We start from the raw sequence: 14,841 nt of genomic DNA, 5'->3' as shown, positions 1-14,841 counted from the left end.
AAAGAGAGAGTGGGACAGAAATCGGTCATTCGTTAGAATTCGATTTGGTCGTCCCACCTCCGCACAGCTTCAACAGTCTGAGAGACTGTTGAAGGTTGCAGATAAAGGAAACATAGGGCATCTTTGAAGCTTAAAAAGCGAACAAAGACTTAGGATACTTGCTTCGCAAGTTCTATCCGCCACCTCAAAGCAGTGCTTTGAGCACTCAACCACTACGTCTTGCTCGACAATTCAAAGACAAGAAGAGGCTAGGACTTTTGTCCCAGCCTCTTTTTTTGGATCAAAGGGGCTGTTTTCAACCCTGTCGCTGAAACGTATGAATATTACTTTTTTGGGGATTTGAGTGTATCATCTGTCATTTTTCTTGTAAAATTGTCTATAATTTGCTATAATTGTGACTAATCAAATCAATCCTTTAATACTGTCCAGAGAGGCAGGCAAGGAGCTATGGAAAAGAAAGGCCTGGGAAGACCAGCCTATATTTTGTGTATCTCCTTGTTGTGGGGGATTTTTTTGTATAGTTGAAAAGTGGTTTGATAAAAAAAGAAATCGTCGATGATGGAGCATGAAGTACTCCCTTACGATTTGGTCATCGAAGGTAGACATTTTTATTCAGCCATAGCTTGTTGCATCTTAATTTTAGGAGGTTTTTACGATCGTGAATGACGTTAAATATGATGTGAATGATATGCCAAAACCTGGTTTATTGGTTGGTTTATCTTTCCAGCATTTGTTTGCCATGTTTGGTGCGACGGTGCTGGTGCCGATTTTGGTTGGGATTGATCCTGCCATTGCTTTGTTCTCATCTGGTTTGGGGACTTTGGCTCACTTGACAGTGACCAAGTATAAGATTCCTGCCTACATGGGATCTAGTTTTGCTTATATTGCAGCGATGCAAATGCTGATGAAGTCAGATGGGATCGCAGCAGTTGCGCAAGGTGCCATGGCGGGTGGTTTGGTCTACTTGTTTGTGGCTCTGATTGTTAAGTATGCGGGTAAAGACTGGATTAATAAGGTCCTTCCACCAATCGTGGTTGGTCCCATTATTATGGTAATTGGTTTGAATCTTGCGGCGAATGCAGTCACTGATGCGACAACCTTAAATAAAAGCTATAGCGGCTATGCTCTATTGATTTCGATGGTGACCCTCTTTGCGGTTATCCTATTTAACATGTATGGCAAGAAGATTGTCGGTGTCGTCCCAATTTTACTTGGATTAATTGTGGGCTATATTTTCTCAGTGGCTCTTGGTTTGGTGACAGGACATAGTTTTGTCAATTTCTCAGAGGTCAGTGCGGCGCATTGGATTCAAGTTCCAAACTTTGACATTCCATTTGTGGATTATAGCTTTAAGCTCTATCCAAGTGCGATTTTGACCATGGCTCCGATTGCCTTTGTGACCATGACGGAACATTTTGGCCACCTCATGGTTTTAAATAGTTTGACGGAGCGTGATTACTTCAAGGATCCAGGGCTTGACCATACGCTTACTGGTGATGGTTTGGCACAGATTATTGCCGGATTCTTTGGAGCTCCTCCAGTAACCTCTTATGGGGAAAACATTGGGGTTATGGCCCTTAGTAAGGTCTACTCAGTTTACGTTATTTCAGGCGCAGCAGTGATTGCGGTTGTCATGAGTTTTATCGGGAAACTATCAGCACTCTTGCACTCTATTCCAACTCCTGTATTGGGAGGATTGTCTATTGCCCTCTTTGGGGTTATCGCTGCTAGCGGTTTGAAAATTTTAGTTGAACATCAGATTGATTTTGATAATAAAAAGAATCTCTTGATTGCAAGTGTGATTTTGGTATCAGGGATCGGTGGTTTGATGATTGACCTTGGTGGTCTTCAAATCACAGGTGTGGCAACGTCAACAATTCTTGGGATTGTGTTGTACCAAATCCTTCCAGAACCAAAAGCTGACCGGGCTTAGACCATTCTGGTAGTGAGAAAGTTTCACTGATTCAACCATCATAAAAAACGAGGAACAGACTCTGATGGCAGAGCTGGTGTTCCTCGTTTTTATTGTGGATCGGATTTCCGAAGGAGCATTCCTTCATTAGTTGACTGCTTTTTTAAAATAATCATGATTGTTATCGTGGTGGGAGTCCGAGTGCGATGCGGCCGTATCGACTGATGCGCGTGATTTTCCAGGCGGGCGACCAGGTCACTTCGACCTTGACCTCTTCGATTCCATCGATTTCCTTAAGGCGCGAAACGATTTCGATCGGAAGGCTCTCGGCACAGCTACAAGCCGTATCTGTAAAGGTCATGACTACCTTGCAAGTGCCAGCTTCATCTAGATGGATCTCGTAGATCAGTCCTAGGTTATAGACATCTAACTCCACATCGGTATCAAATACAAGCTCCAATTTTTCGATGAATGCCTTTTCCAGTGCGAGGGCGCGGTCATTGATTTTTATATCCTCTCTCATCGCAAGATCCTTTCAGTGTAGTATGGTTTCCATTTTCTCATAATTTGGCTGATAAGGCAAGAAGATAAAGAGGATTTGAACGCGTCGAACGAAGGAAATTCAGTCTAGCCTCCATTTCTCTTCGAATTTGTGGTAAAATAGAGGCAAAAGTAAGACAAAGGATGAAGGCTATGAAATTACAAAAACCAAAAGGGACCCAGGATATCCTTCCTGGCGATTCAGCCAAATGGCAATATGTAGAAGGCTTTGCACGCAAGGTCTTTGCGCGATACAATTATGATGAAATCCGCACACCGATCTTCGAGCATTATGAAGTCATCAGCCGTTCAGTAGGGGATACAACGGATATCGTTACCAAAGAAATGTATGATTTCTATGACAAGGGAGACCGTCATATCACGCTTCGTCCAGAAGGAACAGCTCCTGTTGTCCGCTCGTATGTAGAAAATAAACTCTTTGCGCCTGAGGTACAAAAACCAAGTAAGTTCTATTACATAGGCCCAATGTTCCGCTACGAACGTCCTCAAGCAGGGCGCTTGCGTCAATTCCACCAAATTGGGGTAGAATGTTTTGGATCGAGTAATCCTGCAACGGATGTTGAAACCATTGCCATGGCGGCACAATTCCTTAAAGAATTGGGAATTGATAATGTGACCTTGCACTTGAACACCTTGGGAAGCCCAGCCAGTCGCCAGGCTTATCGTCAAGCTTTGATTGATTACCTCTTGCCAATGAAGGATCAATTGTCCAAGGACAGCCAACGCCGCTTAGAAGAAAATCCGCTTCGTGTCTTGGATTCAAAAGAAAAAGAAGACAAGGCAGCGGTTGAACAGGCTCCTTCCATCCTAGACTATCTGGATGAAGAAAGCCAAGCGCATTTTGATGCGGTTCGTCGGATGTTGGAAGACTTGGGAGTATCTTATGTCATCGATACTAATATGGTGCGTGGCTTGGATTACTACAACCACACGATTTTTGAGTTTATTACAGAAATTGAAGGTAATGAATTGACAGTTTGTGCGGGTGGTCGCTATGATGGTTTGGTGGAATACTTCGGTGGCCCTGCGACAGCTGGTTTTGGATTTGGTATCGGTGTGGAACGGATCCTTCTTATTCTTGAAAAGAAAGGTGTAGCATTACCAATTGAAACAGGTCTAGATGCCTATATAGCCGTCTTAGGGGACGAGGCCAATGAAGCGGCGCTTAGTTTGGTACAAGCTCTTCGTCTTCAAGGTTTCAAGGCCGAACGCGACTACCTCGGACGCAAGCTTAAGGCCCAATTTAAGTCTGCAGATGTCTTTGCGGCCAAAGCCTTGATTACTTTAGGAAGTAGCGAGGTTGAAAGCGGTCAAGTCACCGTGAAAAACAACCAAACTCGTCAAGAAGTGACCGTAGCTCTTGACAGTTTGAAGAAAGATTTCCCGTCTGTCTTAGCAGAGTTGGAATTGGCTTGATCGAACGGGAAAGACAAGGGTAGACAAGATTTATCTGGGAGAGAGTGGGACAGAAATCGGTCATTCGTTGGAATTCGATTTCGTCGTCCCACCTCCGCACAGCTTCAACAGTCTGGGAGACTGTTGAAGGTTGCAGATAAAGGAAACATAGTTTCCGTCAACATAGGGCATCTTTGAAGCTTAAAAAGCGAACAAAAACTTAGGATACTTGCTTCGCAAGTTCTATCCGCCATCTCAAAGCAGTGCTTTGAGCACTCAACCACTGCGTCTTGCTCGACAATCCAAAAACAATTGAGAGGCTAGGACTTTTGTCCCAGCCTCTTTCTTTTTTATCTCTCACCTAATTTGGCGAAAAGCCGTTAAATTTTCTGACATTTATGATATAATGAGAAGACTACTAGTAAAGGAATGAATCCCTCATGACATTAGTTTACCAATCAACACGAGATGAAAAAAATACTGTAACAGCTAGTCAAGCCATCCTTCAAGGCTTGGCGACAGATGGCGGTTTGTTTACTCCGGTCTCTTATCCTCAAGTGGAGCTGGATTTTGATACCCTCAAAGATGCTTCCTATCAGGAAGTAGCAAAACTCATTTTGTCAGCCTTCTTGGACGACTTTACGGCAGAAGAGTTGGACTACTGCATTTCTCATGCCTATGACAGCAAGTTTGATACCCCGGCTATTGCTCCGCTTGTCAAACTCGATGGGCAATACAACTTGGAACTTTTCCACGGCTCCACCATTGCCTTTAAGGATATGGCCTTGTCGATCTTGCCTTACTTCATGACAACAGCAGCTAAGAAGCACGGTCTGGAAAACAAGATTGTCATCTTGACAGCGACATCTGGTGATACTGGGAAAGCTGCTATGGCCGGTTTTGCCGATGTTCCTGGAACAGAGATCATCGTCTTTTATCCAAAAGACGGTGTCAGCAAGGTGCAAGAATTGCAAATGACCACTCAAACGGGGGACAATACTTATGTGATCGCCATCGATGGAAACTTTGACGATGCTCAGACCAACGTCAAACATATGTTCAACGATGAGGCCCTTCGTGAAAAATTAACAGCCAACAAGATGCAATTTTCATCAGCTAACTCTATGAATATCGGCCGTTTGGTGCCTCAGATCGTTTATTACGTATATGCCTATGCGCAATTGGTCAAGACAGGCCAAATCACAGCGGGAGAAAAAGTTAACTTCACCGTACCAACAGGAAACTTTGGAAATATCTTAGCAGCTTTCTATGCCAAACAAATTGGTCTTCCAGTTGGGAAATTGATCTGTGCATCAAACGAGAACAATGTCTTGACAGACTTCTTCAAAACACATGTCTATGATAAGAAACGTGAGTTCAAGGTGACCACTAGTCCATCAATGGATATTTTGGTTTCTTCAAACTTGGAACGTTTGATTTTCCACTTGCTAGGCAATGATGCTCCAAAGACCAAAGAATTGATGGAAAGCCTCGTTGCAACAGGTCAGTACCAATTGTCCGATTTTGATGCAGACATCTTAGATTTGTTTGCGGCGGCCTACGCAGATGAAGCAGAAACTGCTGCAGAAATCAAGCGGGTTTATGAAGCGTCTGATTACATCGAAGACCCTCATACAGCCGTAGCATCAGCTGTTTATCAAAAATACCGGACCCAAACAGGGGATACTGCTAAAACAGTTATTGCCTCTACAGCAAGTCCTTATAAATTTCCAGTTGTAGCAGTAGAAGCGGTGACGGGCGAGACAGGTTTAGGCGATTTTGAAGCCTTGGCTAAATTACACACACTCTCAGGTGTTCCTGTACCACCGGCCGTAGACGGTCTGGAAACTGCACCGGTTCGCCATCGCACCAGCGTTGCAGCCCAAGATATGCAAACAGCTGTCGAAGACTACTTGGGACTGTAATTCTCCTTATTAGAAAGATCAAAAGAGCCGTTTGGCTCTTTTCTATACGCATGCATTCATACAAAAAAATCGTAAACATCGCCCTTCCTGCCATGGGTGAAAATTTCTTACAAATGCTGATGGGCATGGTGGACTCTTATTTAGTCGCGCACCTGGGCTTGATTGCTATCTCAGGTGTGTCCGTCGCAGGGAATATCATCACCATCTATCAAGCCATCTTTTTGGCACTGGGTGCGGCAGTCGCCAGTGTCATGTCTAAAAGTCTGGGCGAAAAAAATCAAGAAGCGATTGCCTACCATGCAACAGAGTCATTGAAAGTGACCTTGTTGGTGAGTGCTCTCTTAGGTGGAGCGTCGCTCCTCTTTGGTCGCCAGATGATTTCGCTCTTGGGGACTGAAGCAGAAGTCGCCGAAAGTGGGGGGATTTACCTTTCCTTGGTCGGCGGGACCATTGTTCTCTTAGGCTTGATGACGACTCTGGGCTCGCTGGTTCGGGTGGCCAACAATCCACGCCTTCCCATGTATGTGAGCCTCTTGACCAATGTTTTAAATGCTCTGTTCTCCTCTGTGGCTATTTTCCTTTTTGGTTGGGGAATTGTCGGAGCAGCTTTGGGGACTGTGCTAGCCCGCTTGATCGGTGCCTTTCTCTTGTGGCAAAAAGTCCGGCTACCCTTTGCTCCCCTTCGGTGGGGATTGGATCGCAAGCTCTTAGACTTAGCGCTTCCAGCTGCCGGAGAGCGCTTGATGATGCGGGCTGGAGATGTGGTGATTATCGCGATCGTCGTCGCTTTTGGGACGGAAGCAGTCGCGGGCAATGCCATCGGAGAGACCTTGACCCAGTTTAACTACATGCCTGTATTTGGAGTGGCCACAGCGACGGTCATGCTCGTAGCACGGAGCCTGGGTGAAGGTGATCTTGAGCAGATTGATCGCCTTCGAAAGCAGTCTTACTGGCTGTCCTTCGTGTTGATGTTACCCATTGCCTTGGGAATCTTTTTTGGTGGCACCTTTCTGACGCATCTCTACACGCAAGATACGAAAGCGGTAGAAGCTAGCCTTTCGGTTGTCCTCTTTTCTTTGTTAGGAACACCCTTTACAGCAGGGACGGTCATCTATACAGCTGTTTGGCAAGGCTTAGGAAATGGGAAATTGCCATTTTATGCAACGACCATTGGCATGTGGGTCATTCGAATTGGAGCGGGTTATCTGCTTGGAGTAACCCTTGGATTCGGACTTCCAGGAGTTTGGACGGGAACGCTACTAGATAATGCCTTTCGCTGGCTATTTTTGAGTCAGCTTTATCGACGAAAAGTAGGAGAGAGAACATGACAAAACGAGCTTTTATTTGGGATTTGGATGGAACCTTGCTAGATTCCTATGATGCAATCCTAGCTGGTCTTGAGGAGACCTATGCCTATTACCAGCTTCCGTTTGACCGAGCGAGTATTAAAGACTATATCTTGAAGCATTCGGTTCAGGATCTTTTAGTAGCTGTGGCAGAGGAGTATCAACTGGATGTGACCGACTTAAATCAGCGTCGGGCAGAAAGTCTAGCAGAGAAAAATGCCCAGGTTGTCCTGATGGAGGGGGCGCGTGATGTCCTGTCCTGGGCGAAGGATGCGGGGATCCAGCAGTTTGTTTATACCCATAAGGGAGAGAATGCCTTGGTCATTCTACGGGACTTGGGTTTGGAATCTTTTTTTAAAGAGATTTTGACCAGTCAAAGTGGTTTTGCACGCAAGCCTAACCCAGAAGCAGCCAGGTATCTGATGAAGAAGTACGGGTTGGAGTCAGAAAATACCTACTATATTGGGGATCGGAGTCTGGATATTGATTTTGCAAGAAATAGCCAGATTCAGAGTATCAATTTCTTGACAACTGACTATGAAGGCAATCACCAGATGAAAACTTTACGGGATATCCCAAGCGTTTTAAGCCCTGAAAAGAATCTGTAAAGAGATTGTTCTCATTTTGAAATAAAGTCGTAAGCTTTCTTTAAGAAATGTCCGCTATAATAGAAGCATAAACAAAGACCTCCTAACTTTGTTTAGAAAAATCCTAAAACTTTTCTTTTTCATAATAATCTCCCTAAGAGTCGCCCAATCAGGCGGCTTTTTTTGTGTGAAACAAAGTGCAAGCTCTTTTTCTTGCAGGAAGATAAAAAACGATTTATACTTGATAAGTCAATTATTGATAAATCAAAAGCAGATCGGAGAAAGGATATGGCAGAAATCAATGATTTGCTCTACCAACTACGTTTGGCAGACCAATCGACTACACAACTCTTTGAAAAGCGCCTAGGGATTAGCTTAACACGTTATCAAATTTTGCAGGATTTATTCGAACAAGCACCGTGCAATCAGATCTCGGTTCAGGAACGCTTGCAGATTGATCCAGCTGCTTTAACGCGGCATTTCAAAATACTAGAAAAGGAAGGGTTTGTCCATCGGAGTCGAAATCCAAAGAATCAGCGGGAAATCTTAATTCATTTGACGGATATGGCCTATAATCATTTGGTCAAACATCCCCCTCGCCATCATGTGGCTGTGAAAGAACAGATGAGTCACATTTTGACCGTTCAAGAACAAGAGCAATTTTCATACTTGCTGGATAAATTAGTATCTGGTATTGAACAAATAACTATTGAATAAAAAGGAGAATCTACCATGTCATTACTGACGATTATTTTAGCAAGTCTTGCTGCACTGGAGCATTTATATATTTTTTATTTGGAGAGCATCCGAACCACATCTGATACCACCAGTCGGGTTTTCAACATGGATAAAGAAGAACTCGCTCGCCCATCTGTGACCTCTCTATTTAAAAATCAAGGAATATACAATGCCTTGATCGGTGTCTTCCTCTTGTATGGCTTGTTTGTGTCTGAAAATATTGAAGTCGTTACGATTTTTGTGCTCTTTATTATTGGAGCAGCAGCCTACGGTGCGATGACAGCCCATAAAAAGATTATCTTGACCCAAGGCGGTCCTGCAATTTTAGCATTGTTGAGTATCCTATTTTTGGGATAAAAAGGACGTTCCGCTGATCTTATTAAATTAGTGTAGAAAAAGTATAAAAAAGACTAAAAATTTTATTGACTTTCGAAGAAAAAGGGTTATAATGGTAGCAACAGAAAAGTAATGAGTCGGCTATTTTCAGGGAGCTTGTGGGAATTGTGAACAAGCAATAGCGACTGATGAAAATTGGACTGTTATGATCAATGAATTCTAACCCATGTGAATTCGGTTGGCACCCCTTACCGTGCAACTCCTTGATAGAGGAGATAGAGATGTAGGGAAAGACCAGCTATTTTTCCTATAAATGAGGTGGCACCGCGGACACTACGCCCTCACACAGTTTTTGTGTGAGGGCTTTTCTATGTGCCTTAGCAAGCGAAGCGAGCTTAGGCACATTGATCCCAAAGCGAAAATTGAGCGATGGGATATCCTTGATAGCCTTAGCAAGCGAAGCGAGCTTAGGCACATTGATCCCAAAGCGAAAACAGAGCGTGGGATATCCTTGATAGCCTTAGCAAGCGATGTTACGATTCATTAGAAAAAGAGTTCTAGAAGAGAGGTTTCTGATATGAAAAAAGTTTTATCTGCTGATGTGTTGAGTCCAATTTTGGCTTATATGCGTTTGGATGCACCCCATAAAATGATCTTGGAGTCGATCCCTCGTGAAAAAGAGAATGCGCGTTTTTCAATTGTGGCCTATCGGCCAGTCAGTGAAGTCAAGTTTGAACATGGTGTCCTCTATTACAATGATCAGACTGTCGAAGAGGATCCTTTGGACTTTTTGAATCGTATCACGGTCAAAACGAAAACTTCTGAAGAGCTTCCTTTTAACGGAGGAGCGATTGGATTTGTCGGCTACGACTTGATTGGCCTCTATGAGAACATCGGTTCTATTCCTGAAGATACGATCGGCACTCCAGATCTCCACTTTTTCTTATATGAAAGCTATGTGATTTTTGACCACAAAAAGGAAAAGGTCTATGTGGTGGAAGAGAATCTCTATAGTGGGCGAAGTGAAGCAGAACAAGCGTCGAGCTTGGAGCAAGTATTAGCACAGTTGGCAAGACCTGCAAAGGAAGAGTTTCAGGACAAGGATCTGCATGCTCTTCATTTCCACAATCATTTGGAGCAAAAAGAGTTTGAGGAAATGGTGGCCCTGGCTAGGGATTATATTCGAAAAGGAGATATGTTCCAATGCGTGCTCAGTCAACGTTTTTCAGCTGATTTTTCGGGAAAACCGCTAGATTATTACCGCAATTTGCGTGTGACCAATCCTTCGAATTATCTCTATTTTTATGATTTTGGGGAGTACCAAATTATCGGTGCTAGTCCAGAAAGTCTAGTGTCGGTCAAGGATCGAGTGGTGACAACTAATCCCATTGCTGGCACACGTCCCAGAGGGATCGATGAGGAGGCTGATCGGCAATTGGTAGCTGATTTGGCAGGGGATCCAAAAGAAGTCGCAGAACACCGGATGTTGGTGGATCTAGGACGAAATGATATTGGTCGTATCGCTCAAAATGGGTCAGTTGAAGTGACCAAATATATGGAAGTGGAATTCTTCCGTTATGTCATGCACCTGACCAGTGTGGTCAAGGGGCAATTACTTCCTGGGCTAGCCTCCATTGAGGCTCTGAAGGCAACTCTTCCTGCTGGAACCGTTTCGGGCGCTCCCAAGATTCGGGCTATGAAGCGGATCTATGAGGCTGAAAAAGAGAAACGAGGGGTCTATGCGGGGGCGATTGGCTATCTTTCGGTGACGGGGGATCTCGATTTTGCTATCGCGATTCGAACCATGATCCTCAAAAATAAGAAGGCTTATGTGCAAGCTGGAGCAGGAATCGTTTATGATTCGATCGCTGAAAATGAATACCAAGAAACCGTCAATAAGGCAAAATCGATGACAAGGATTGGAGAAGAAGGATGATTTTATTAGTTGATAATTACGATTCATTTACCTACAATTTAGCACAGTATATCGGAAAATTTGATGAGGTTCAGGTGCTTCGAAATGATGATCCGGATTTGTACCAGGTTGCTCAAGAAGCAGATGCCTTGGTCTTTTCTCCAGGTCCAGGATGGCCAAAGGATGCGGGCAAGATGGAGGAGATGATCCGAGATTTCGCGGGGGTTAAACCAATCTTGGGGATCTGCTTGGGACATCAAGCGATTGCAGAAGTTTTTGGAGGACGCTTAGGATTGGCCCCTCAGGTCATGCATGGCAAACAAAGCCAGATCCAGCTAGAAGCTCCCTCTCCGCTATATGCGGGTGTCGCAAAAGAAGTTCCAGTCATGCGCTACCATTCGCTGACGATTGAAGACATGCCAGAGGAGTTTGTCATTACCTCTCGGACGACGGATGATGGAGCGATTATGGGGATCCAACACCGTAGCTTACCGATTTATGGCTTTCAATACCATCCAGAAAGTATCGGGACACCAGATGGGCTTAAGACCATCGAAAATTTTGTCAAATTGGTCAAGGAGAGAAAAATGAAACAAGTGCTTGCAAAGGTAGCGGAAGGAGTAAATCTAACCGGCGCAGAATTAGAAGCTGCCATGGAAGAAGTTGTTGCGGGTCGTGCTTCAGAAGCGCAGGTGACGGCTCTACTTCTAGGCCTAAAAATGAAAGGGGAAACGGTTGAAGAACGGACGGCTATTGCAAAAGTGATGCAGGCCTATGCGGTCGCTATTCCTACAGAAGTTCAAGGAGCGATGGACAATTGTGGAACTGGTGGGGATCGTTCCTATAGTTTCAATATTTCAACTACAGCTGCCTTTGTTCTCGCTGGTGGTGGCGTCAAGATGGCGAAACACGGGAATCGCTCGATCTCTTCTAAATCAGGTTCAGCTGATGTGCTAGAAGCTCTAGGGATTAACCTTGATTTGGGTCCAGAAGATTTGGGACGAGTGTTTGAAAAGGCGGGCATTGTCTTTCTATTTGCCAAAAATCTGCATCCTGGCATGCGCTATATTATGCCAGCTCGCTTGGCGCTAGGAGTTCCAACAGTGATGAACTTAACTGGTCCTCTTATCAATCCGATTCCTCTAGAAAGCCAGCTATTGGGAACCAGTCGTCCAGATATGCTGGAAAGTACGGCAGAGATTCTAAAGAATTTGGGTCGAAAACGCGCAGTGGTAGTGAGTGGCCCACAAGGTTTGGACGAGGCAGGCCTTGATGGAGAAACCCAGCTCGCTATTTTGGAAAATGGACAGGTTACCTTATCCAGCTTTCAACCAGAAGATATGGGAATGGAGCGCATCGAAATTGATCAAGTACGTGGTGGAGACGCTAAACGCAATGCAGAAATTTTGCTCAGTGTCTTGAAGAATGAAGCGAGTCCCTTTTTAGAGGTGACGGTCTTAAATGCTGGCCTTGGATTTTATGCCAACGGCAAGGTAGCTTCTATCAAGGAGGGGATTGCCTTGGCACGGGAAGTGATTGCCAGCGGGGCTGCCCTTGAGAAATTGAGATTATTACAGGAGTATCAAAAATGAGTCAAGAATTCTTACCAAAGATTCTAAAGGAAAAGGCGCGTGAAGTGGCTGTGATGAAAGAAGAGGAGCTCCAACCTTTGCGTGAGACCTACCGCTTGTATGATTACCTAAAGAGTCATCCAGATAAGCTTCAGGTCATCGCAGAGGTGAAAAAGGCTAGCCCGAGTCTGGGAGATATTCATGTCGATGTGGATATCGTTGCGCAGGCTAAGACTTACGAAGAAAATGGAGCTGTGATGATTTCTGTCTTGACCGATGAAGTGTTTTTCAAGGGCAGTATCGAGTATCTCCGGGAAATATCTAGTCAAGTACGTATCCCCACCCTCAATAAAGATTTTATTGTGGATGAAAAGCAAATAATTCGGGCGCGAAACGCAGGGGCGACCGTGATCTTGTTGATAGTTGCAGCCTTATCAGAGGCTCGTCTGAAGGAGCTCTATGACTTTGCGACCCATCTTGGTCTGGAGGTCTTGGTGGAGACCCATAATCTGACAGAACTAGAGGTAGCTCACCGGATTGGGGCTCAGATCATAGGGGTCAACAATCGCAACTTGGTGACCTTTGAGACAGATCTCCACACTAGCCTTGAATTGGCGACCAATTTTGAACAAGAACCGGTCTACATCTCGGAGTCTGCTATTTTTACAGCAGCAGATGCGCGAATGCTCGCTCCTTATTTTAGTGGCATTCTCGTTGGGACAGCCCTCATGAAGGCAGATAATGTGGCTGAAAAAGTAAAGGAGTTGCAGATTGACAAAGGTTAAAATTTGCGGATTATCCACCCCAGAAGCTGTCCAGACAGCTGTTGAATCTGGTGCAGATTACATTGGTTTTGTCTTTGCACCAAGCAAACGGCGAGTGACACTAGAGCAAGCCCGGCAGTTGGCTACAGGGATTCCAGAGAGAGTTCAAAAAGTCGGAGTTTTTGTATCCCCACAAAGAGAAGAAGTGGAGCAAGCTTGCCAAGTTGTGTGCTTGGACCTGATACAAGTACATGGACCGATGGATGATACCATCTTGCAAGAGCTTTCCCAACAAACGATTCGCGCTGTTCAAGTGGGGAAAGATGCAGCACTTCCTGAGACCGGTGCCGATTATCTGCTCTTTGATGCTCCTGTAGCAGGAAGTGGAGAGACTTTTAACTGGCAAAAGCTCGAAAGTCAAAACGTTACAAAACCCTTCTTTATTGCAGGAGGCTTGACGGTAGACAATGTAGCAGATGCCATTCGCTTCTTTCATCCTTATGCGGTGGATGTATCCAGTGGGGTCGAGACAAATGGAAAAAAAGATCAAGAAAAGATAAAACGATTTATAGAAAGGGTCAAGCATGGCATATAAACAACCAGATCAAAACGGATTTTACGGGCGGTTCGGAGGACGTTTTGTCCCTGAAACCTTGATGACAGCAGTTTTAGAATTAGAAAAAGCCTACAGAGAAAGTCAAGCAGATCCTTCTTTTCAAGCAGAATTGGATCAGCTTCTGAAACAATATGTCGGTCGGGAAACACCGCTCTATTACGCTAAGAATCTAACCAAGTATGTCGGTGGAGCCAAGATCTTTCTAAAAAGAGAAGACCTCAACCACACAGGAGCTCATAAAATTAATAATGCTCTAGGACAGGTTTTGCTGGCACACCGAATGGGTAAAAAGAAGATCATCGCAGAAACAGGGGCCGGACAGCACGGTGTTGCAACGGCAACGGCCGCTGCTTTATTTGATATGGAATGTACCATCTACATGGGGGAAGAAGATGTCAAACGCCAAGCTCTTAATGTCTTTCGGATGGAGTTGTTGGGGGCAAAGGTTCAATCGGTAACAGATGGGTCGCGTGTTCTCAAGGATGCAGTCAACGCTGCCCTTAGAGCCTGGGTAGCAAACGTGGAAGATACCCATTATATCATGGGATCTGCTCTAGGACCTCATCCATTCCCAGAGATTGTCCGTGATTTTCAAAGTGTCATTGGTCGAGAAGCCAAACGCCAATTTGCAGAGCAAAATGACGGGGCTCTGCCAGATGCCGTCCTAGCTTGTGTAGGAGGTGGATCGAACGCTATTGGCCTCTTTTATCCTTTTGTAGAGGACACAACTGTTGCCATGTATGGGGCGGAAGCAGCTGGACTTGGGGTAGATACAGACAAGCATGCAGCAACCTTGACCAAGGGACGTCCAGGAGTCCTTCACGGCGCCTTGATGGATGTTTTACAAGATGCCCATGGACAGATTTTAGAAGCTTTCTCAATTTCAGCAGGTCTCGATTATCCAGGAATTGGGCCAGAGCATTCTTATTTCCATGAGATTAAGCGGGCAACCTATGTGCCTGTGACAGACCAAGAAGCTCTAGAAGCCTTTCAATTACTTTCAAAAGTAGAAGGAATCATTCCGGCTCTGGAATCGAGCCATGCTATCGCCTATGCGGTGAAATTGGCCAAGGAGATGGGGCCTGAAAAATCCATGATTGTTTGCTTGTCAGGTCGTGGGGACAAAGATGTAGTACAAGTCAAAGACCGCCTAGAACAAGAGAGAGGGGAGTAAG

The 14,841-nt window shown here is 44.8% G+C and carries 13 protein-coding genes and 1 pseudogene; 13 read left to right on the top strand and 1 reads right to left on the bottom strand.

Features of this window, described 5'->3' with window-relative positions:
• The first annotated feature begins 658 nt into the window (after positions 1 to 658).
• A complete protein-coding gene (locus JX304_RS08080; RefSeq protein ID WP_205012016.1) occupies positions 659 to 1,933 on the top strand; it encodes a uracil-xanthine permease family protein in 1,275 nt (424 codons plus the stop codon).
• Positions 1,934 to 2,093: 160 nt separating this feature from the next.
• On the opposite strand, the gene JX304_RS08075 is transcribed toward JX304_RS08080, so the two are convergent.
• Positions 2,094 to 2,435: a metal-sulfur cluster assembly factor gene (locus tag JX304_RS08075; RefSeq protein ID WP_205012015.1), complete on the bottom strand. Its 342-nt coding sequence runs from the start codon at positions 2,433 to 2,435 to the stop codon at positions 2,094 to 2,096.
• Positions 2,436 to 2,605: 170 nt separating this feature from the next.
• Here JX304_RS08075 and hisS point away from each other — a divergent pair, with 170 nt between their 5' ends.
• The 12 genes and pseudogenes from hisS (at position 2,606) to trpB (ending at position 14,840) form a co-directional block, all read left to right on the top strand.
• On the top strand, positions 2,606 to 3,889 hold the full coding sequence (gene hisS, locus JX304_RS08070; protein ID WP_205012014.1) for a histidine--tRNA ligase: 1,284 nt from the start codon (positions 2,606 to 2,608) through the stop codon (positions 3,887 to 3,889).
• 419 nt (positions 3,890 to 4,308) lie between these two features.
• Positions 4,309 to 5,793, top strand: a complete 1,485-nt coding sequence (gene thrC, locus JX304_RS08065) for a threonine synthase (RefSeq protein WP_205012013.1) — start codon at positions 4,309 to 4,311, stop codon at positions 5,791 to 5,793.
• A 50-nt stretch (positions 5,794 to 5,843) separates the two neighbouring features.
• The gene (locus tag JX304_RS08060) at positions 5,844 to 7,121 is read left to right on the top strand and encodes an MATE family efflux transporter (RefSeq protein WP_205012012.1); all 1,278 of its coding nucleotides are present in this window, start codon (positions 5,844 to 5,846) and stop codon (positions 7,119 to 7,121) included.
• Positions 7,118 to 7,747 (top strand): HAD-IA family hydrolase, encoded by a 630-nt coding sequence (locus JX304_RS08055; RefSeq protein WP_205012011.1) that lies wholly within the window; start codon positions 7,118 to 7,120, stop codon positions 7,745 to 7,747. The genes JX304_RS08060 and JX304_RS08055 overlap by 4 nt, the downstream gene beginning before the upstream one ends.
• 267 nt (positions 7,748 to 8,014) lie before the next feature.
• Positions 8,015 to 8,443 (top strand): MarR family winged helix-turn-helix transcriptional regulator, encoded by a 429-nt coding sequence (locus tag JX304_RS08050; protein WP_205012010.1) that lies wholly within the window; start codon positions 8,015 to 8,017, stop codon positions 8,441 to 8,443.
• A 15-nt stretch (positions 8,444 to 8,458) separates the two neighbouring features.
• Positions 8,459 to 8,821 (top strand): DUF1304 domain-containing protein, encoded by a 363-nt coding sequence (locus JX304_RS08045; RefSeq protein WP_205012009.1) that lies wholly within the window; start codon positions 8,459 to 8,461, stop codon positions 8,819 to 8,821.
• Between the two features lie 556 nt (positions 8,822 to 9,377).
• Entirely contained in the window at positions 9,378 to 10,736 is a 1,359-nt protein-coding gene (gene trpE, locus JX304_RS08040) for an anthranilate synthase component I (protein WP_205012008.1), read from the top strand.
• Positions 10,733 to 11,293 (top strand): annotated as a pseudogene (locus JX304_RS10805) (aminodeoxychorismate/anthranilate synthase component II); the annotation flags it as partial. The gene trpE and the pseudogene JX304_RS10805, both read left to right, overlap by 4 nt.
• Positions 11,294 to 11,302: 9 nt before the next feature.
• Positions 11,303 to 12,307, top strand: coding sequence for an anthranilate phosphoribosyltransferase (gene trpD / locus JX304_RS10800; RefSeq protein ID WP_239649426.1), 1,005 nt, complete (start codon positions 11,303 to 11,305; stop codon positions 12,305 to 12,307).
• The gene (gene trpC, locus JX304_RS08030; RefSeq protein WP_205012006.1) at positions 12,304 to 13,071 is read left to right on the top strand and encodes an indole-3-glycerol phosphate synthase TrpC; all 768 of its coding nucleotides are present in this window, start codon (positions 12,304 to 12,306) and stop codon (positions 13,069 to 13,071) included. The genes trpD and trpC overlap by 4 nt, the downstream gene beginning before the upstream one ends.
• Complete coding sequence (locus tag JX304_RS08025; RefSeq protein WP_205012005.1) at positions 13,058 to 13,645, top strand: phosphoribosylanthranilate isomerase; 588 nt, start codon at positions 13,058 to 13,060, stop codon at positions 13,643 to 13,645. Before trpC ends, JX304_RS08025 begins: the two co-directional genes overlap by 14 nt.
• On the top strand, positions 13,635 to 14,840 hold the full coding sequence (trpB, locus tag JX304_RS08020) for a tryptophan synthase subunit beta (protein WP_205012004.1): 1,206 nt from the start codon (positions 13,635 to 13,637) through the stop codon (positions 14,838 to 14,840). The genes JX304_RS08025 and trpB overlap by 11 nt, the downstream gene beginning before the upstream one ends.
• Position 14,841: the final 1 nt, after the last annotated feature.

Source organism: Streptococcus parasanguinis, assembly GCF_901875555.1.
Taxonomy (GTDB): Bacteria; Bacillota; Bacilli; order Lactobacillales; family Streptococcaceae; genus Streptococcus; species Streptococcus parasanguinis_H.
The sequence above is the reverse complement of the archived record's forward strand: the minus strand, read 5'-3'. Positions and strand labels throughout refer to the sequence as shown.